This is a genomic window from Streptomyces sp. NPDC017225 (genome assembly GCF_044331465.1).
Classification (GTDB): Bacteria; Actinomycetota; Actinomycetes; order Streptomycetales; family Streptomycetaceae; genus Streptomyces.
Genome location: NZ_JBIRNE010000004.1, coordinates 387,001 through 406,053, shown reverse-complemented (window position 1 = coordinate 406,053; position 19,053 = coordinate 387,001). Strand labels below are relative to the sequence as shown.

The 19,053-nt window shown below is 68.0% G+C and carries 17 protein-coding genes and 2 pseudogenes; 7 read left to right on the top strand and 12 right to left on the bottom strand.

Annotation, left to right across the window (positions count from 1 at the left end; all coding sequences use genetic code 11):
* Positions 1–364 precede the first annotated feature (364 nt).
* From ACH4NX_RS12530 to ACH4NX_RS12510, 5 genes are all read right to left on the bottom strand, one after another.
* The gene (locus ACH4NX_RS12530; protein WP_351390528.1) at positions 365–1,690 is read right to left on the bottom strand and encodes an HD-GYP domain-containing protein; all 1,326 of its coding nucleotides are present in this window, start codon (positions 1,688–1,690) and stop codon (positions 365–367) included.
* 157 nt (positions 1,691–1,847) lie between these two features.
* Positions 1,848–2,159, bottom strand: a complete 312-nt coding sequence (gene rsrA / locus ACH4NX_RS12525) for a mycothiol system anti-sigma-R factor (RefSeq protein WP_351390530.1) — start codon at positions 2,157–2,159, stop codon at positions 1,848–1,850.
* Positions 2,156–2,839 carry an RNA polymerase sigma factor SigR gene (gene sigR, locus ACH4NX_RS12520; protein ID WP_003973756.1) on the bottom strand — a complete coding sequence of 228 codons (684 nt, stop codon included), beginning with the start codon at positions 2,837–2,839 and terminating at the stop codon, positions 2,156–2,158. Before sigR ends, rsrA begins: the two co-directional genes overlap by 4 nt.
* Positions 2,840–3,096: 257 nt before the next feature.
* Positions 3,097–3,732, bottom strand: a complete 636-nt coding sequence (locus tag ACH4NX_RS12515; RefSeq protein ID WP_351390720.1) for an alpha/beta family hydrolase — start codon at positions 3,730–3,732, stop codon at positions 3,097–3,099.
* A gap of 79 nt (positions 3,733–3,811) precedes the next feature.
* On the bottom strand, positions 3,812–4,627 hold the full coding sequence (locus tag ACH4NX_RS12510) for an SOS response-associated peptidase (protein ID WP_351390533.1): 816 nt from the start codon (positions 4,625–4,627) through the stop codon (positions 3,812–3,814).
* Positions 4,628–5,500: 873 nt separating this feature from the next.
* Between ACH4NX_RS12510 and ACH4NX_RS12505 the strand changes: the two genes are divergently transcribed.
* Together ACH4NX_RS12505 and ACH4NX_RS12500 are read left to right on the top strand one after the other, a co-directional pair.
* Positions 5,501–5,881, top strand: a complete 381-nt coding sequence (locus tag ACH4NX_RS12505) for a peptidase inhibitor family I36 protein (RefSeq protein ID WP_398128857.1) — start codon at positions 5,501–5,503, stop codon at positions 5,879–5,881.
* Positions 5,882–6,249: 368 nt separating this feature from the next.
* A complete protein-coding gene (locus ACH4NX_RS12500) occupies positions 6,250–6,675 on the top strand; it encodes a hypothetical protein (RefSeq protein ID WP_398128858.1) in 426 nt (141 codons plus the stop codon).
* Between the two features lie 153 nt (positions 6,676–6,828).
* Here ACH4NX_RS12500 and ACH4NX_RS12495 read toward each other — a convergent pair whose 3' ends face one another.
* The 3 genes from ACH4NX_RS12495 to ACH4NX_RS12485 form a co-directional block, all read right to left on the bottom strand.
* The gene (locus tag ACH4NX_RS12495) at positions 6,829–7,074 is read right to left on the bottom strand and encodes a hypothetical protein (protein WP_398128859.1); all 246 of its coding nucleotides are present in this window, start codon (positions 7,072–7,074) and stop codon (positions 6,829–6,831) included.
* Between the two features lie 145 nt (positions 7,075–7,219).
* Positions 7,220–8,650, bottom strand: coding sequence for a glycosyltransferase family 39 protein (locus tag ACH4NX_RS12490; protein ID WP_398128860.1), 1,431 nt, complete (start codon positions 8,648–8,650; stop codon positions 7,220–7,222).
* 146 nt (positions 8,651–8,796) lie between these two features.
* On the bottom strand, positions 8,797–10,200 hold the full coding sequence (locus tag ACH4NX_RS12485) for a glycosyltransferase family 39 protein (RefSeq protein WP_398128861.1): 1,404 nt from the start codon (positions 10,198–10,200) through the stop codon (positions 8,797–8,799).
* 296 nt (positions 10,201–10,496) lie between these two features.
* On the opposite strand from ACH4NX_RS12485, the gene ACH4NX_RS12480 reads away from it, so the two are divergent.
* Positions 10,497–12,122, top strand: coding sequence for a helix-turn-helix domain-containing protein (locus ACH4NX_RS12480; RefSeq protein ID WP_398128862.1), 1,626 nt, complete (start codon positions 10,497–10,499; stop codon positions 12,120–12,122).
* Between the two features lie 366 nt (positions 12,123–12,488).
* On the opposite strand, the pseudogene ACH4NX_RS12475 reads toward ACH4NX_RS12480, so the two are convergent.
* Positions 12,489–12,848, bottom strand: a pseudogene (locus tag ACH4NX_RS12475) (transposase); the annotation flags it as partial.
* 129 nt (positions 12,849–12,977) lie between these two features.
* Here ACH4NX_RS12475 and ACH4NX_RS12470 point away from each other — a divergent pair.
* The 3 genes from ACH4NX_RS12470 (at position 12,978) to ACH4NX_RS12460 (ending at position 15,776) form a co-directional block, all read left to right on the top strand.
* On the top strand, positions 12,978–14,354 hold the full coding sequence (locus tag ACH4NX_RS12470; RefSeq protein WP_398128863.1) for an IS1380 family transposase: 1,377 nt from the start codon (positions 12,978–12,980) through the stop codon (positions 14,352–14,354).
* A 480-nt stretch (positions 14,355–14,834) separates the two neighbouring features.
* Entirely contained in the window at positions 14,835–15,377 is a 543-nt protein-coding gene (locus ACH4NX_RS12465) for a hypothetical protein (protein WP_398128864.1), read from the top strand.
* A 57-nt stretch (positions 15,378–15,434) separates the two neighbouring features.
* Complete coding sequence (locus ACH4NX_RS12460) at positions 15,435–15,776, top strand: hypothetical protein (protein WP_398153358.1); 342 nt, start codon at positions 15,435–15,437, stop codon at positions 15,774–15,776.
* A 538-nt stretch (positions 15,777–16,314) separates the two neighbouring features.
* Here ACH4NX_RS12460 and ACH4NX_RS12455 read toward each other — a convergent pair.
* From ACH4NX_RS12455 to ACH4NX_RS12445, 3 genes are all read right to left on the bottom strand, one after another.
* Positions 16,315–16,989, bottom strand: a complete 675-nt coding sequence (locus ACH4NX_RS12455) for a GIY-YIG nuclease family protein (RefSeq protein WP_398128866.1) — start codon at positions 16,987–16,989, stop codon at positions 16,315–16,317.
* A gap of 776 nt (positions 16,990–17,765) precedes the next feature.
* Positions 17,766–18,020 carry a hypothetical protein gene (locus ACH4NX_RS12450; RefSeq protein WP_398128867.1) on the bottom strand — a complete coding sequence of 85 codons (255 nt, stop codon included), beginning with the start codon at positions 18,018–18,020 and terminating at the stop codon, positions 17,766–17,768.
* Positions 18,021–18,070: 50 nt separating this feature from the next.
* Positions 18,071–18,685 (bottom strand): hypothetical protein, encoded by a 615-nt coding sequence (locus ACH4NX_RS12445; protein WP_398128868.1) that lies wholly within the window; start codon positions 18,683–18,685, stop codon positions 18,071–18,073.
* 37 nt (positions 18,686–18,722) lie between these two features.
* On the opposite strand from ACH4NX_RS12445, the pseudogene ACH4NX_RS12440 reads away from it, so the two are divergent.
* Positions 18,723–19,028, top strand: a pseudogene (locus ACH4NX_RS12440) (helix-turn-helix transcriptional regulator); the annotation flags it as partial.
* Positions 19,029–19,053: the final 25 nt, after the last annotated feature.

The following is a 19,053-nucleotide window of genomic DNA, read 5'->3' as shown; positions in this document are numbered from 1 at the left end:
GGACCGGAACCTGAACCAGGGCCGCAACGACGTCACGGCGGGCTCCCCCCGACACGGCCCCGGGCCCCTGCCGCACGGCCGGCAGCCGACGACCGGCCCGGGCGGCCACCAGCGACGCTCGGCGGGTTCCGGGGACCGGCGACACCCGGGCGACCCTGGTGACGCGCACGACCCGGGCAACCCGGCCGACCCAGGCACCCCAGGCACCCCGGGCACCGACCACCAACGCCCCACCGCCCCCACGCACCCACGGCGCCCGGCCCCCGAAGGCGACGACCGCCGGCACCCGGTCGGCCGGGGCTGCCGCCGGCGGCGCTCCCGGAGGCCCGGAGCAGGGCCGTCCGGCCGTCTGCTGCGACTCTCGTCACCGCGCCCCCCTGCCCACGCTGTCGCGTGCCTCTTCTCCCCGGCCCGCGGCCGCCCCCGCCTGGACGGAGGCGGCGCCGTCCGCCGTCACCGCCGGGCGCCAGCCGTGGTGTCCCAGGGCGCGGAGCAGCGCCCCGACCACCCGTGGGTCGAACTGCGCCCCGGCACACCGCTGGAGCTCCTCCACCGCGGCCGCGACGGGCCGGGCCCGGCGGTACGAGCGCGTGGACGTCATCGCGTCGAAGGCGTCGGCGACGGCCACCACCCGGGCCGATTCCGGGATCCGGTCGCCGGCCAGCCCGTAGGGGTAGCCGCTGCCGTCCAGTCGTTCGTGGTGGTGGAGGACGGCGGCCCGGGCCTCGCCCAGGAAGCGGATGCCGCGCACCATCTCGTGCCCGTACTCGGGGTGCAGTTCGATCACCCGGCGCTCCTCGGGCGTCAACGGCCCGTCCTTGCGCAGCAACCGGGTGGGCACCCCGAGCTTGCCCACGTCGTGCAGGATTCCGGCGAAGCGGAGCGTCTCGACGCGCTCGTCGTCCATGCCCAGCTCACGGGCGATCATCATCGAGGCCCGGCCGACGCGCTCGCTGTGCCCGCGCGTGTAGCCGTCCTTGATGTCGACGGCCCGCACCAGCGCGCGGATGGTCGCCTGGTGCGCGGCCCGTTCCCGGTGGTACTGGGCGAATGCCCACCACGCCACACACATCGGCAGCAGCACGAGCAGCGCGGCGACGGGACCGTACGGGCTGCGCCACAGGACGGCCATCATCAGCCCGGCGAGCCCGTGCACGGCGATCGGCGCGAGCGACCGGGAGAACAGCCCCCGCCAGGCCCGGTCCACCGGGACCCGGTCGGCGAACGCCAGGATGCCGCCGTCCAGCAGGGTCAGCACCAGGCAGAACGCCAGTACCGCGGCCCCGGCCGGCACGAGCGCGTACGGGAAGTCGGGCGCGACGACGGCGTCCCGCCCGCCCAGCTCCCAGTGCGTCCGCGCGGCGGCCCCCACGGCGAGCGTCAACTGCGCGGCCCGCCAGACGCGCCGCAGCCCGAACGGCCGCTGCGCCACCGGGGACAACAGGGCCCCCGGCAGCGCCACGAGCGCGGCGGCGGGCGGCGGCAGCAGAAAGGCCCCGGCGAGCAGTACGGGGTAGCAGGTCCCGACGGAACGGGACCGGGCGACCACCTCCGAGCCCGCGTACAGGCCGGCCAGCAGCAGCACCGCCCACCAGGGCGTGTGCAGTTCGGGCAGCGGGCGCAGACAGACCAGGGCGGCGAGGACGACACCGGCGACGTACACACGCGCCCGCGCCGGTACCGCGTCCATGAGCCCCTCCCCCGGCCATGCCTGTCAGGCTCCGGAGCCTAGGGCGGCGGCAGGGGGAACGCGGGCAGATAACCCGCGAATTAGCACGTACGAGTGACGTGACCTGAGTGACGTGACCCGTCTCGTGCGTGGTCCGGCCTCGGACCGGCTCCTGGAGTCAGGACTCCTGCGGAGCCGGCGGCGCGACCGTGACGTCGTGCTCGGGCACGGACTGCCCGGAGCGGATCAGGTCGATCCGGCCCATGACCTTGGAACGCAGGTCACCCGGCACGTCGTCCTGTCCGCAACACCGCTTGACCAGCTTCTTCACGGCCTGCTCCAGCCCGTACTTCTCCAGGCAGGGCGAGCACTCCTCGAAGTGGTGCTCGAACTTCACGCAGTCCGAGTCCGGCATCTCTTTGTCGAGGAACTCGTAGAGATGATCGAGGATTTCGCTGCAATCCGTCTCGTGCGGCTCTCCGCAGCTCATGACCCCGAGCCTTTCGCTTCGTTCGACTCTCCGGCGCCGGCCGGGACCAGGCCGCGGTCACGGGCGTAGTCCTCCAGCATGCCGCGCAGCTGACGGCGTCCACGGTGCAGCCGGGACATCACCGTACCGATGGGTGTCCCCATGATGTCCGCGATCTCCTTGTAGGCAAAGCCCTCCACATCCGCCAGATACACGGCGATGCGGAACTCCTCGGGGATCGCCTGGAGTGCCTGCTTCACGTCCGAGTCGGGCAGGTGGTCGAGCGCCTGCGACTCCGCGGAGCGCAGACCCGTCGACATGTGCGACTCGGCGCGCGCGAGCTGCCAGTCCTCGATCTCCTCGGCCGCGCTGCGCTGGGGTTCGCGCTGCTTCTTGCGGTACGAGTTGATGAAGGTGTTGGTGAGGATGCGGTACAGCCACGCCTTGAGGTTGGTGCCCTCGCGGAACTGGTGGAAGGACGCGTACGCCTTGGCGTAGGTCTCCTGCACCAGGTCCTCGGCGTCGGCCGGATTACGTGTCATGCGCAGCGCGGCCGAGTACATCTGGTCGAGGAACTCGAGCGCGTCCCGCTCGAAGCGCGCGCTGCGCTCCGCGGTCGACTCCGCGCCCGTGCCCCGGCCCTCGGGCTGCTCCGCCTGGCCGTGTTCGGTCCCTGCGTCGGTCCCAGTGACCGGACCCACCTCCTCCAGTGTTGTCACGGAGCCGAATGCGGCCCCGCTCGAATCGGAGGATAGACGACGATCCGGTCCGCCCGCCGCCCGAACAGGGGCGGTCTTCGCCGCATGCAGCACTGTCCAGTCCAGGTCGGACCGGCTACTGCGACTGGGGCAGAAGGCTGAACCCATGCGGCGGACTTCCTCTCCTACGGCGTCGGTGCTGATTCTCAGCAACGTATGTCCGCCACAACAGTGGTCGCCCGTCGGTCATTCCCGGGCGTTCACCCGAGTGAGCCGACCCACTTCGCGACGCCCTCGGTGATCAGATCCAGGGCCTGCCGCTGCGTGGTCTCCGCCCGCTTGGGAACGGCGAAGCCGTGGTCGCCGTACGGCACCTCCACCATGTCGTACGTCCCCGCGGAGGCCTCGGGGAACTCCGCCGGTCTGCCGAAGGGGTCGTTGCCGCCCTGTACGACGAGGGTGGGCACCCCGGCGCCGAGCAGCTCGTCGGCGCGGGACTTCTCGGGCTTGCCCGGCGGGTGCAGCGGGAAGCTCAGGGCGAGGACGGCGTGGGCGCCCAGTTCGGTGGCGGTACGGCAGGCGACGCGGGCGCCGGCGCTCCGTCCGCCGGAGATCACCGGCAGCCCCGGTGCGGCCAGCGCGGGCCAGATGCCCCGCCAGCCGGCGTCCAGGGTCTTCGGCGCGGGCGCCAGCTTCTTGCCGGCCACCCGCCAGGGCTGCTCGACGAGGGCGACGCTCACCCCGTGCGCGGGCAGCGCGGCCGCCAGCGCCCGCAGGTCGCGCGCCTCGATGCCGCCGCCGGCGCCGTGGCTCACGCCCAGGACGAGTCGCGGCCTCTTCGCCGGGTGCCAGGTGACGCGGGCGGGGCCGGCGTCCGTCGCGACGGTCTCCGTCACATCGGTCACGTCCGTCGCAGTCGTCGCCGCATCCGCCGTCGCGTCATCCGTTGCCGCATCCGCCGTCCCATCCGTCATGTCAGAAGAGTGTGCCTTCTTCCGGCCCGTCCAGCTCCTTCAGCAGCTCCGGCCCGTTGTTGCGCACGCTGCTCACGGCCGTGGAGACGGGGAACGCGCGCATCAGCCCGGTGGGCGGCGGCGTGAGCAGGGAGGTCAGCTCGTCGGGGTCGGTGCGCGCCGGGTCCAGCCAGTCGTCCCAGCGGTCCGGCGTCAGCATCAGCGGCATCCGGGGGTGGATGTCGGCCAGCGCGTGCGGGCCGTCGGCCGGGGCGGCCGCGAGCGGTGCGGCCTCCGCCTCCGTGGTGATCACCGAGCACGTCACCCACCAGGTCCGCGGGTGGTCGTCCGGAAGCGTCCGGTCCCGCCAGAACTCGTACAGCCCCGCCATGGCGAACACCGACCCGTCGGCCGGGGTCACGAAGTACGGCTGCTTGCGGGGCCGCTTCCTGCGCCCTTCGACCTCCAGGTCGCGCTCCTGCTTGCCGGTGACCCACTCGTAGTAGCCGTCGGCGGGCAGGATGCAGCGCCGGGTGGCGAAGGCGCGGCGGAAGGACGGCTTCTCGTGGACGGTCTCCGCGCGCGCGTTGATCATCCGGGCGCCGCCCTCGGGCGTCCTGGACCAGGAGGGGACCAGTCCCCACTTCAGCTTGCGCAGCTGGCGAACCGGCTTCGGGTCCTCGACGTCTTTCAGTGGACGGTCCAGGACGGCGTAGACCTCCTTGGTGGGGGCCACGTTGTAGTCGGGTTCCAGGGTCTCCTCCGGCTCCCACTTCTCGATTTCAAAGATTCCCGCGAGATCCTCGGGTCGACGACTCGCCGCATACCGTCCGCACATATGGATAACCCCTTTGACCTGCGGAAATATCTGTTCAGTCAGCACCAAGTCAGCACAGTGCTGGCCAGCGTCACATCCATCACCTTGACCGTCCGGCCAGTGGCGTCCGGCGTAAGGTGCCCGCACGTGTTCGCCGTCTCCTTGATGCTCCTGTGCCCCGGCCACCGGGACATGTGCAAGAGTGACAGACCGCTACTGAGCGCGGTCGAGGCGAACCAAGTCGCAGGTAGTGACGTGACCAGTCGTAACCCAGGGTCTTCATGACCTTACAGAACACGGTCGAGTAGTCCGAGTGGTGACCAGGGTTCCGGTGATCGTCTAAAGGAGGGCACCGCCCGGGCGGTGCCACAGCGGACCACGTGCTCGCCCACGGCCTCGGCCAGGTCCGTCGCCAACGGAATGTCCCGCCTGTACCCCTTCGGCGCGCCCTTCACCCTGCCATGGAGAGACCATCCGCCTCCCGCCCCCGCCCGAGGGGCGGCGGGTGGGGGAGTGTTCAAGTGGTCAACGTGGCAATGCCTCGGCATGCATGCGCGGACAGCCCAGTCGCTCGGCTCGCAAGCCGCAGGTGGGGGAGCCCACAAGGCGTGTCTCGCCTCCGCCACGGAGGTAGCTCACGTGGGTCACGTTGAACCTGCGACCGAAGGAGACCAACTGCTTTACAGAACAGCCACTTCTGGACACACGTTGGACACATCACGCGTCACTTGCCATGTAAACGTACCTGCTCATCGCCTGCATCAAGAGCTGCGGAACGAGTCGGTTCACACCCCCCGACATCAAGACAAACGTTCGAGTCGGCGTTGACCGTGCACTCGACAACCCGCTGACCTGCTGTGCGGCTGCCACTTGCTATCCACGGGAGGGAACGTCATGAAGCGCAGAATCCCTTCTTCGCTCGGGGTGCTGGCCCTGTGCGGTGGCGCCGTGCTGGGTGTGACCCAGACGGCGACGGCCGGCGAGACGGGGGCCCAGGCCAGCTACTTCTGGCTCTTCCAGCACGACAACTACGGCGGCAGCAGCAAGAACTTCAGCGGCGACGACCGGTACCTGAACAACACCAACTGGAACGGCACGTCCAGCCGGGTCGACAACGGCGCCAGCTCCATGAAGAACCAGACCGGCAGCGACGTGGTGCTGTACCAGAACAACGGCTGTTCCGGTGTCACCTACTTCGCGCGTCCGCACTCCGTGGACTCGGACTTCAGCAACAACAACTTCGACAACCGGGCCAGCTGCGTCGACTTCCGCTGATCCGTCGCCGAAGGTGGCGGGCGTTCACGCCCGCCACCTTCGGCATGTCTGCCCATCAGGGGGAATCACTGTGCGCTACCGCCGTGTCCGTCCGCTTCCCGCGCTGCTCTTACTCACCCTGCTCGCCGGGGCTGTTCTGCCCACGAGGAGCCGCAAACGGCAGCACTTCTGGCGCCCCCTCCGACAGACGAGGTATACGGGATAGTCCTTCCCTTCGATTCCTACGATCTGTCTCTCGAAGAGACCTACAGGGACTCTGCTGCGCGCGACGAACTAACACGTCGGCGCCTTGAGAAGAGGGGGCACGACTGGCCGGTCATCGAGTACCCGGAAGGGATGCGGACCCGAAGAATCGTCGGCGTTACGGCGTGATCGAGAAGGCTGTTGCCGAGAAGCTCGGCTACCACCCCTCCCCGGGAATGACGGGGTCTCGTGACGTTGTCGAGCAGCGGCAGGAACGAGACAAATCACTGAGCGCTGAAGCTTTCAAGTTGGTCTATGACGAGAAGGGCGGTTGCGGAAAGAAGGCGGGCGACTACTTGGTGCGCAACGGAGGGAAGGCAAACAATGAACTGTTCAGGCGTCTGAACGCGGAGATCCTCGAAGAGGCTCGCAAACAGCCTGACGTGGAGAAGGCGTCCCGTGCCTGGAGTTCCTGTATGGCCGAACGGGGCTTCAGATACAGGGCGCCCGTTGACGCCATGGCTGATCAGCAGTGGTGGTCAGACGACTCCGAACGCGCGTCATCTGCTCGGCCACAGCTGATGTCGATTGCCAAGACGACAGCAGCTTGATCACTGTCCTGTACTGGGCGGAGACTCGGCTCCAACAGGAGGCCGTGGCAGAGCATCGAAGCTACTTCGATTCACTGAGGCGTGCCAAGGAGATCAACATATCCAACGTGCGAGCCGTTTTACGAAGTACCGGATGACGTCGCTTCTCTCACCTCAGAAGGCGAGCCACACGGACAGCGCTGCAGCCATCGCAAGGAAGGCTGAAGCGAGCAGCCACCCGGCAGGCCTCAGTTCACGGAAGAACCGCTCAGTGCGGGCGTCTACACGCTCCAACTCCCTTACTTCGGGCGCCGATGCGGCGTAGCGGCCTATCAGGCGGGCTGTCCAGACGAAAGACGCAATGGTCGCCAGTCCCGCCCACACAAGTAGGAGCACGATAGTCCCGGAATCCGCGTGCATGACCACTCCTCCCTCCCAAAGGCACAGCGGGCTGCCTCCACTCTCTATTTTCCTCACTTGCCCGGTCGCCCCTCTGTCCGTAGAGGATGGTCAGGTTCGGCCACCATCCACAGAACGACAACGCGACGTCCGGAGTTGCTGGGCATCAGTCACACTGCCCGGGCCGGGCATAGACTGAAATCTCCGCGCCATGAACCTTCTTGCGCGTGCAACGTTCGAAGTGCTCCTTAAGGACCTGACGCTTGACCACCTCCTCGGGGAAAGGGTCCAGCGGCTGACCGGCGGGATCGGACAGGGAAATGATCCTGTCTTCGTTGAGCATCCTGCTGCCGATAGCGGGTGCTGTTCGTTCTTCGCCCTGCAGGGTTCCTGATTCCGCTGGGGTGACGTCGAGCGCCAGGTCATCGATCTTGTGATAAACGGCTGGTGCTGAGAGCAGCCACTCACGGCGTCGTGAGGGCATGAACAGAACCGCGTCCCCACGATGTGCGTAGGCCTCAACCGCCTTGGCGACCGCGACCGTGTCGTCCTTCCTGCTCTCCGGTGAACGAATCAGAAGCGCCCAGGGCAGCAGGGCAGCCAGACTCGCAGCGGCCAGGCAGCACGCGGTGATACGCACCCGCGTCGAGCGCCACAACACCGAACTCAGCAGACCGTCCATCGCACCGCCCAAGAGCAGAGCGAGGCCGGCCATGCTGTACAAGACGTAGCGGTCCACGTAGCAGGGTTTGAGCAGCGAGACCGTCAGCAGCAGGCCGCCTGGGAGCACCAGAAGCGGTAGCGCCATCGACGGCAACGCCAACCGGGACGTTGGCGAGGTACTCCTGGGAGCGATTCCACGAGCGCCGTAGTAACTCATGGCCAGTCCGGCCGCCGACACGGCGAAGAACTGCGACCACATGACGAGTGTCGGCCCACCGAGCCAGCCGAGCTGTTCGTCTGACTGACCGACACTCACCACTCCCAAGGGGACGATGGCCACTGTCGCGGCAGCAGCGCAGATGAGCCACACCCGTCTGGCGGGGCGGGTGGCGCCGACAACAAGCAAGGTGGCGGCATGGGCCACGAGCACCAGTATGGCGAACTCGTGCAGCCAACCGGCGACAACCACGAGGCTGGCGTAGGCGACCCAGAGACGGGTGGAACCGTTGTCGAGGCCGCGCACGAAGACGTAACAGGCCCACACCACCGTTGCCGAGACGAGCGCGTACGACCGGCCCTCTTGGGCGAAGTGCTGCACCATGGGAATGGCCGGGTACGCCGAACCCGCCAGGAACCCGGCCCTCGTTCCTCTCAGGTGCCGACCCAGGGCCCCGACGCCGGCTGCGGCCACGGCCGTGGCAATCACCGAGGGTGCCCGGAGTACCAGGAGCCCGCCGTCCCACAGCGCGAACACCCCGTGCATGATCAGGTAGTACAGGCCGTGCACGGCGTCGATGTTGCCTAACAAGCTTCCGATGTCGCTGAGTGAACGATGCGCCACCTGGTAGGTCACCGACTCGTCACGCCACATACTTCCCTGGCGTTTGATCCCCCACAGGCCCAACACCGCAGCTGTCGCGGCCGGGATCAGCAACGGAGCTGCTCTGCCCACCCACGTCCGTACTCGCGTCGTCCCTGGCCCGGCAGGCTGCGTCGCCTGCCGCTCCTCCGGCGCCACGTCGGTTGCAGAGATGAGCTTTCCCTTCTTCGGTCACGCCCAGGAGCGCGGCTTGCGAGTGGTCAGCAGGAGCCGGCTCGGGCGTAGACAGTCACCCGAGCCGAGCCGACGGTGCGTCCGTGGCAGGGGGTGAACTCGGACGCCAGCACGGCGCGCTTGATACGGTCCTGATCGCTTGACTCCGAGGCCTCACGGTCCCGGTCGCGCACCACGACGACCCGTTCGGAACCGGACATGCGACGCGCGATGACGTCGCCTGCCAGTTCGGTTCCGAAGAGCGTGTGTGATGTTGCGGGGGTCCGGGCCAGGGCCAGGTCGGTCATGCCCAACGACGCGGGTGGCGTGCGGAGCATCCACACACGTCGGCTCTGCGGAACGAAGATCACGGGGTCACCGGGAGCGCCGAGGTCCTTCACTGCGGCAGTGACGGCGGTGGCGTCGTCACTGCGACTGCTCGCGGAGCGCAGATGAAGTCCGACCGGCACAAGGAGCGTCACGGTCGCCAGGCCGGTCACAGCAGCAAGTCCCACACGGACTGGCCGTTGCCGGACTGACTGCCAGAGCCTCGTGCAGGCGGCTCCGGCCAGGACGCAGACTCCGGCCACGGAATACAGCACGTACCGGTCGACATAGAGCGGCTTGACGAGCGAGACCAGGAGAAGCAGCCCGGGAGGAACGACGACGAGCGGCAGGACCACCCGGTCAGCAGTCACGCGGTGCGTCGCATGCGGCCTGCCCCGCCCCGTGCCGGCCCGGCGCAGTACCAGCATGTGGCACAGGAGTCCCACTACGGCCAGGAGTAGGTAGCCGGTCAGGTCTCCAACCAGGCTCACCTCGATCCAGGCAACCTGTCCGGTCTGGCCCAGACTCACCCAGACCAGTGGCGCGAGGGTGACGAGGACGCAGCCGCAGGCGATGGCCCAACCGCGCACCCTGCGGCGTGGCGCTTTCAGCCACGCCACTGTCACGCCGTGTGACACCAGCGCCAGCACCGCGAACTCGTGCAGGAGACAGGCCGCCGCGGCAAGAAGCGCATAGGCGACCCACCAACGTCGCCGTGAGGACACCAACGCCCGGACCAGGCAGACCGTGGCCCAGACGACCGCGGCCGTCACCAACGCGTACGAACGTCCCTCTTGGGTGTAGCGCTGGACGGTGGGCCACAGCGCGAAGATTAGGCCGGCCATGGCACCCGCCATGGGCCCTGCCAGCCACCGTCCCAGGAGGCCCACTCCCCACGCGGCCAGCGCCATCGCGAGGACGGAGGGCAGCCGGAGGGCGATCACACCGCCCTCCCAGCACGCGAAGACTGCGTGCATGAAGAGGTAGTAAAGGCCGTGGACGGCATCGGCACCAGCGAGCGTCGCCCACAACACCTCGGGCGAGCGGTGCGCCATGTCGTACGTCACGGCCTCGTCCTGCCACAGGCTGCCCTGCCTGCCGAGACCCCACAGGCCCAGCACCATCACCGTGACCGCAGGAAGTAGGAGCAGCAGCCGATGCCGACGGCCGGACCTCGAGGACGCCGGGTGCCGCTGCACAGGCGTTGACGGCTGTGCAGCTGCACTTGGAGCAGTGGCGGGACGAAGGGCGGGTGCGGTGCCGATGACCAGACTCGTTTCTCCCGGGGACCGACGACACTCCTCACTCCACCAAGAAGAATGTTGATGGTCAGCTCAGGATCGGGTCGCCTATCAATTTCGTCGTCAGCTACGTTGACCTGGCCAAACACCGTTTGAGAGGCGAGAAGAGGAAGGGCAGTATGGGACGCCGCGAGAAGAAGCTGGACCCTGCTTCCGGTCCTGTCCAGGCCTTTGCGCACGAGCTGCGTCAGCTGCGCTCGTCGGCCGGTAGCCCGCCCTACCGCGAACTGGCCGGGCAGGTCGGCTTCTCCGCGCCGACCCTGTCCGAGGCAGCCGCTGGACGACGGCTCCCCAGCCTCCAGGTCGCTCTGGCATACGCCACCGCATGCGGAGGTGAGGCCGCCACCTGGGAACGCCGCTGGCGCTCCGCCCAGGCGGAAGCCGCTCGCGAGACCGTCGACGAGCAGGACACCGCCACCTCGCCGTATCGGGGCCTGCGGCGCTACGAGACCAGCGACCAGGCCTTGTTCTTCGGACGCGACACACTCGTACAGGAGCTACGTGCGCTGACCACCGTCCACCGATTCGTGGCCCTGGTCGGGGCCTCCGGAAGTGGAAAGTCTTCGATCCTCCGTGCGGGACTGATCCCTGCCCTGCGCGATCCGGAAGCTCCGGGGCCCGCCCCGGCGGTCATCCGCATCTGCACCCCCGGATCAGACCCGGACTCGACGCTGATCCCTCTCCTGGCGCCCGCGGACGCGGCCGGTGACACTCTCCTGATCATCGACCAGTTCGAGGAGCTCTTCACCCTCCAGGACGACCGCTCGCTGCAAAACCGGCTCATCGATCGGCTTCTGACCGCCTGCACAACCGACCGCCTCCGGGTCCTGATCGCCGTACGAGCCGACTTCTTCGGCCACTGCGCCGGCCACCCCGGCCTCGCCTGCGTCATCAACCAGACGCACCTGCTCACCGCGGCCATGACCCGCACACAATTACGGGCAGCCGTGACCCAACCGGCGGCAGCCGCCGGCCTCGTCGTGGAACGGACACTGACCGACCGCATCCTCGCCGACGTGGCAACCGAACCCGGGTCCCTCCCGCTGATGTCGCACGCGTTGCTGGAAGTGTGGCGACGCCGCTCGGGCAAGACCCTCACCCTGGCCGCGTACGAAGCCATCGACGGAGTACACGGCGCCATCGCCCACACCGCCGAGGCGGTGTTCGCCGACCTGAGTGAGACCGAAGCTGATCTGGCCCGCACCATGCTGCTCCGGCTGATCTCACCGTCCCACGACGGAGCCGACACCCGTCGCCCCGTCTCACGCTCCGAGTTCGTCGCCGACGAACGCCGTACAGCCGTTTTTGAGCGCCTCGTCGCGGCACGACTGCTGGCCGTGGACGCCGACACCGTCGAACTGGCACACGAGGCACTCATCACGGCCTGGCCGCGGCTGCACCACTGGGTCACCAGCGAACGAGACCGCCTTCACGAACACCGACGGCTCACCGAAGCCGCCAGCACCTGGGAAGCCCTGGACAGAGACGGCGGAGCCCTCTATCGCGGAGTGCTCCTCGTCGTAGCACGCGAGTACTTCCTCGCTGCCGGCGGACAACCGGTCGACGAACTGAACAACTCCGAGAAGGCGTTCCTGCTCGCCAGTGTCCACGCCCACGAGGCCGAGAGGAAGGAGGCGACCAGGGCGGCCCGCCGCGTCCAACTGCTGAGCTTCCTGCTCGTCGTTCTCACCACGTCCGCACTCGCAGTCTGGCTCACCTGGTTTCTGAACCGGGAACATCCGTGAGGGCTGGAGACGCGACTGACGTGGGAGGTTCGCACGTGGTACTGGGAACGGTGACGCTTTGGGGCTGTTTGCGGAACACCCATGTGCGATAGGTCCAGAAGCGGGTTCCGCTGGCCAGTCCGAGCCCGACAAGGTTCTTCGCCGCCGGGTCGGTGTCCGAGCCGCTGTCGTCGAGGCCGACGAACCCCAGGTCGGCGATGGCCCCGAGCCCGGCGGCCCGCAGGTGGGCGCTGAGCTTGTCGTGACGGGAGGCGGTGATCTCCGAGGTGCGTCCATGCGGCGGAGGCCCAGATCAGCCTGCCCTTGTCGTCGGTGAGCGCGATCACCAGCAGGCCGTGGCATTTGTGCTTGATGCCCCTATGTTCGTCAAGCCGCAGTTGTGAGGGTTGACGGGGCGTCAGGGCGTTGGTGGCACACGATCATGTCGGTGCGTATCAGTTCGTAGACCTCGCGGGCCACGTAGCGCTTCAGGCAACGCATGATCTCGCACTTACCTCGTCCCTCAGCGCTACGTCGTTCCAGGTAGGAGCGGGTGCGTTCGTCTTGGCGCATGCGGGTGACCACGATGCGGTGCAGGGCGGCGTTGGCCTGTCGGCCTCCTCCTCGGTTGAGTCGACGGCGCCGGGTCTTTCCCGAGGACTTCTCGACAGGGCTGGCGCCGCACAACGCGGCGAAGGATGCCTCACTACTCAGTCGCTCAGGGTTGTCGCCGGCAGTGATCAGCAGGGCTTAACCTCGCGCTTTCACGAGGTGGGCTGTCCAAGAGTTGATCAGAAACACGGAAAGTGCCCTTGACCTGCAACGATAGGACTTGCTGAGGGTCCTGTTGGCTGCAAGGAAAAGAGCACTTTCCAGGTGAGAGAGCCTATCTCGTCGTACCCACTTGTCCGTGTCCGGGGAGACGGCCGACAGGTGGTCTCGCAGGCCGGTGCGGTCCTGCTGCTGGAGACGGTCCGCAAGACGGGCCTTGACCAGGCGATGTCCGCAGCCCTGGCGCCCTGGCGGAAACCACGGGCCGTCCACGATCCCGGAAAGATCCTCCTGGACCTCGCGCTGGCGGTCGCGATGGGCGGGGACTGCCTGGCCGACGTTGGCATGCTGCGGGCCGAGCCGGCCGTATTCGGGCCGGTCGCCTCCGACCCGACGGTCTCCCGCCTCATCGACACCCTCGCAGCCTCCGGGGAGAAAGCCCTGCAGGCCATCCGTTACGAGCGGGCTGAAGCCCGTCAACGTGTCTGGCGGTTGGCCGGCCGGGCAGCGCCTGATGCGGGCGGGACGGTGACCGTCGATCTCGACGGGGTGCTGGTGATCGCGCACTCGGACAAGGAGGACGCCGCACCCACCTGGAAGCGGACCTATGGCCATCACCCGCTGATGGGCTTCGTCGACCACGGAAGCGGCGGCACGGGGGAACCGGTCGCGGCCCTGCTCAGACCAGGCAACGCGGGATCGAACACCGCGTCCGACCACATCACCGCCGCCCAACTGGCCCTGGCCCAGTTGCCGAAGAAGTTCCGGCGCGGGCGCCGGACCCTGATCCGCACCGATTCCGCGGGCGGCACCCACGACTTCGTCGCCTGGCTCGCCCAGCGGGGACGGTGGCTGTCCTACTCGGTCGGCATGGTGATCACCGAGCAGGTCCACAGCCGCGTGCTGAAGGTTCCGGCCTCGGCCTGGACGGCGGCCGTCGAGACCGGTGGCGAGATCCGGGACGGCGCCTGGGTCACCGAACTCACCGGCGACGTTCTGGACGGCTGGCCCAAGGGCATGCGGCTGGTCGTCAGGAAGGAACGACCGCATCCCGGAGCACAGTTGAGGCTCACGGATGCGGACGGCATGCGGCTGACCTGCTTCGCCACCAACACCCCCGGCCGGCCGATCGCCGAGCTCGAGCTCCGTCACCGGCTGCGGGCCAGGGCCGAGGACCGCATCCGCGCCGCCCGGGCCACCGGCCTGCGCAACCTGCCCCTGCACCGCACGGCCCAGAACCGCATCTGGCTGGAGATCGTGCAGATCGCCCTCGACCTGCTGGCCTGGATGCCGATGCTCGCCCTGACCGGCAAGGCCCGGCTCTGGGAACCCCGCCGCCTGCGGCTCCGCCTGTTCACCACGGCCGGACAACTCGTAACCACCGGCCGTCGGCGAATCCTCCGCCTGGCCCGGCATTGGCCCTGGACCGGCGAGATCACCGCCGCACTCGCACGGCTCGCGCTCCTGCCCAACCCCGGCTGACCAGCAACGTCCACCGACCCGACGACAACATCACCCGCCCCGGGCAGTGGAACCCGGCGCCCACCCGACGCGACAGCCGGGCCGCCGGCCTACCCACCATCAGCTCCGGAAAGCGAAAGGGCCCGCCGACTCCGTCGGCAGACCCTCACGAAAGATCGAGGTTAAAGCGCCGCTGCCGGTCTCCTATGCGACATCCTGCGGGTTCGTCCTGGCTTTCATCTCCCGTTGCCTCAGGTCAGCCCGGCAGACGGGAGCGATGGATCCGCATAGATCATGATGAACCTTCGGGATTCCTGAAGAACCACCATGATCTCTATACAGACGCACAGGCCGAGGGCGACGAGGTGCCTGGTCAGGCCCCATGCCGAGGAACCGAGGGGCACGGCGAACTTGCAGAGTGCTGCACACTTGAGCCATAAATATCTGCAACATAACCTGGTGTCGCCTCGTGCATCCCAATTGCTCCCGGGGGGAACCTACTTGAGCAAGCGCCCCAAGCCGCCAAGGTATCTGCTCACTGCCTATTGGCCTTCCAGACGACGATCCTCCACCGAGTACGCCTGGGACTTCCGCCGGGCCTGTGAACGCGCGGAGAAACTCGCAGCCCGAGGCGCCAATGTTCACCTCGACAAGAGGGATGACCCGGAAGCCGAGTGGTACGAGATCAAGCACTTCTCGCCCCGGAGCAGGCGCTCACAACTCGATGAGCAGCGGAGGGTGGCTGACGCTGCCAGAAAGGAAGCAGTGCGGCATGAGCGAGCTGCTGCTGACACCGAGCGCTTACTACAGGAGCTGCGAGACCGTAAGGCAGCGCAGGAACAGGCCGAACTCCGTGAAGAGACCATGGAAACCCTTCCTGGCCTGATCCCGCACCGGCACCCTGCCCCGCATCGACCCCGCGATCCTGCGGGGATTCGATCGCGGTACGCCGTGTACGCACCAGCGACGTTCGCCGAGCGGCGCATGGCCTATCCAGACAACCACGATGCTGCGTTTCCTGATCTTCACGGTTTCCACAACTGACCCAAAAGGGGTGCGTGCAACATCTCGCGAGTTCGCCGTACTCCTCGGTTCCTCGGCATGGGGCCTGACCAGGCACCTCGTCGCCCTCGGCCTGTGCGTCTGTATAGAGATCATGGTGGTTCTTCAGGAATCCCGAAGGTTTATCATGATCTATGCGGATCCATCGCTCCCGTCTGCCGGGCTGACCTGAGGCAACGGGAGATGAAAGCCAGGACGAACCCGCAGGATGTCGCATACCCGCGCTGCAGCGCCGGCCGCCGGGCCTGCCCGCCCGAGGACTGCGGCGGCCCGCTCGATTACGAGCGCACGCTGCGAGCGATCCGGGCCCGCACGGCCGCGCTACCGAGAACTGCGCGAGTGGGACTTCCACCGATACGACCCGGCCCACTTCGACCGTAACGAGGTCAACCGGGGCCTCGCCGTTCCCGCGTCCATCGACTACCCCGAGCCCGCCCCCTGGCAGCGCCCGGTCTGGGACCGGAACCGCCGCTACCCGGGAGCACCCACGAAAACCGGTCAAGCCGTTGACCACTCCTCCGGGGACAGAGCCGGAGAGAATGCCGCCGCTGTACCGGTCAACATGTTGACCACCGATGCGCCGCCCAACGTGGACCAGGCCGTTGAAGGGGTCCTCGGGGCCCTGGACAACCTCGACTCCGCCCACGCCCTGCTGGCCATCGCCCTGCGCGCCGAACAGGCCGCAACGGGCGCCACCACCAACGACCTCGCCAGCGCGTTCGCGGAGCAATGTCCCGCCCCCTGGTACTCAAAGCCCCCCGGCAGAAGGCGGCCGATGGCGGCTGATGCCACAGCACTCCACCGGCTACCCAGGACAGCGCAGAAGATGTTCGGCCCGGTCACGCTGCCCAGGTGCGATGCTCACCGCGACACAGCTCCCAGCGCTGTGTTCCTTATCTAGGGGTGCCGGGCGAACCGGTCAGTGCGGCGACCACACCGACAGCGCGGACGGGTCATGGTAGGAGTATTTCGCGTGGGCGTCGATGGCTTCGCGGTATGGGGTGCCGGGCGGAATGCCGATGGGCGCCGCGCACTCGTTGCAGCGCCACACCGTGCCGTGGAACGGCCACACGTACGGACTGATCTCCGGGTTGTGTTCGATGAGCTTGACTCTGCCACCGGCCGGGCACCACCGCTTGTGATCGCGAGGAAGGTTTCGCAGGACTTCCTCGGAGAAGACGGTGAGTTCGCTGCCGCAGCCTGCACACCAGCGCTCAAAGCAGGGCAGAATTCCCCATTCATCGTCGCTGTCCGGGATCTCCTGCGGGGCCCTGTCGTCTTCACTGTCGAAGACACCGGCCTTGTTCACTACGGTCGGCGCCCGGGTGACGGTGAGTTCACTTGCGGCGTCGCGTATGGCTTTGCGGGGGTCGCCGAGCCGAGTCAGGCCGAACCATTCGCCGCGGGAGCGGTAGGGGGCGAATCGAGAGTGCAGGGCGCGTTCGAGGCCGCGGTCGCCGTCGCAGGTCCACAGCAAGTACAGCTGTTGGGGCTGTCCCGTCTGAAGCTGGGAGAGGCGGGCGTGGGGGTCGCCGCCGGTGTAACCGATCTTCACCAGGTCGGAATCTTCGGTGCCTATGACGTATATCGTCACCTGCTGGTTTCCTTTGTGTTCGGTGCTGTTGCCGGTCGTAACGTCCGGCTCCGCGCCTTCGTCGTCGGGTCAGCGGCGAACGGCCCGGTGGCGCGGAGGGGATCACTGCACCGCGCGGCCTGCTCCAGCAGCTCACGGGATGACTTGCGGAACCGTACCGCAACATTCGTCCAGGAGTAGCGGTTGATTGATGCACCCATGACGGCCGGGCCTGTCAAGCATATAGATAGCCCTGACCTGCGGCTTTTCGTTCTCTGCCGAGGCGTTTTTCTTCGTGGAGCTTCCTCGTGCCTGTCTGGCAGGGCTGCCGTATGGGGGAGTCCAGTTCGGGCATCAAATGAGAACATCCGGCCGTACGACCGTGAAACTGAAGGCACGATCCCGGCTCCGGGCCAGCTTCCAAGGCCAAGATCAATTTCACCTATACTGACTGGTCGATTGGTCCCGACACCCGCAGTTGGAGCGCCGGAGCCCGTGAGGCACGCGCGGGCGCGGACGCACGAGCTGGACGCCGACGAGCAGCAGCCGAACATGACGACCGAGGAAGCGTCACGGATGTTCGCAGGTCCAGTCGTTAGGATCCCCGACATGTTGGCCGGCGGAGTGCTCTCACACGCACCCATTCGGCACCGGGCCAACGCCCGGCGCCATGACCGTGGTTCGGGGATCCGGGCTGCTCAGTCAGGTCATCGAGCGCGGCCGGAAGGCCGTCTCATGCAACTTTGCGAGCTCACCCGGGGTCTGCAACCGTCCCTGGCGGTTGTCATCGGCTGCTTTCATCGGTGCTCCTGGGCGAATTCGACCTCGCGCAGGAGGTGATAGGCGCGCGCCAGCAGGCGGCGGGCCACCGCGGTGGTGGCGATCTTCTTGCCACGGCGGTGGGCGAGGCGCCGGTAGGCAGCGGCGAACTCCGGCGACCGCTTCGCGGTCTGCGCGGCCTCCCGTTCCTGGTCCTCCTCGTGGATGGTCTTGAGATAGACCTGCTGACGAGGGTTCAGCGCCTGCCAGATCGCGGCGTAGTCGACGGCCACAGCCTTCCTTCCTGCTCCTCACCTGCGTACGTGCCCGGACACGTACGCAGTCACAGGTCGATTCCGTCGGTGGCGTTGCCCTCCCAGCGCTCGCCCTCGTCGGCGTACTCCCAGAACACCAGGCTCTTCTTCGACCAACCGCCCTGGGCACGTAGCTTCTCGACGCGTTTGCCCCTCTTGCGGCCCGCGACGACGACACCGCGCCGTGCGGAGTGGCCGGTGATCCGGCGCCCGGTGAGCCCGGCGTACTGCGCGGCGCGGGACATCGCGCGCCCGCAGCCGTCCGGGGACAGCCGCGTGGCGCCGAGGTTGCCCCACTGGTCGACGGGCAGGGCGGGACCGCCGGGAGCGGCGCCGGCGGCGAGCTTGGCAGCCTGCCAGGCAAGCCAGCAGTGCACCGGGCAGGTGTCGGGGTTCTCGCTGTAGGCGACGCCGACATCGCAGGCCGGGCGGCCCTTGACGGAGGGGACGTGCGCCCCCAGGCCCTCGCCGACGAGCCGGATACTCGTGTCGTCGAGCTCGCTCATCTCCTCGTTGCGCCCAGCCACCGCGAGCCGGAGCATGTTCAGCGCGCGGTCGCGCAGCCGAGCCAGCTCGGGCACCACGTACGTCCGGCGCCGCCAGACCGCCGCCTGCAGGGCCCGCTCGCGCCGGGCCGTGTCCATCCTCCGCAGATCCTCCGGGGTGGCCGCGGCCGCCTTGCCCCGGCTGCGCGCACTGTGCGAGCCCCTGCAAGCCAATCCGGCCGACAACCGCGCCCTCGCCGAACTGGGACGCCAGGTTGGTGCGAGCAACCGCACTTTCTCCCGGCTCTTCCGCAGCGACCTCGGCATGGCCTTCCCCCAATGGCGCACCCAACTGCGGCTCCAGCACGCACTGGTCCTGCTGGCGCAGGAGAAACCGGTGACCGCGGTGGCACACCGGTGCGGCTGGTCCTCGGCCAGCGCGTTCATCGACGCCTTCCGGCGCACCTTCGGCCACACACAGGGCTCCCATCCGACAGATTGACCGACTCGCGGTGCAGCGGGGCGGT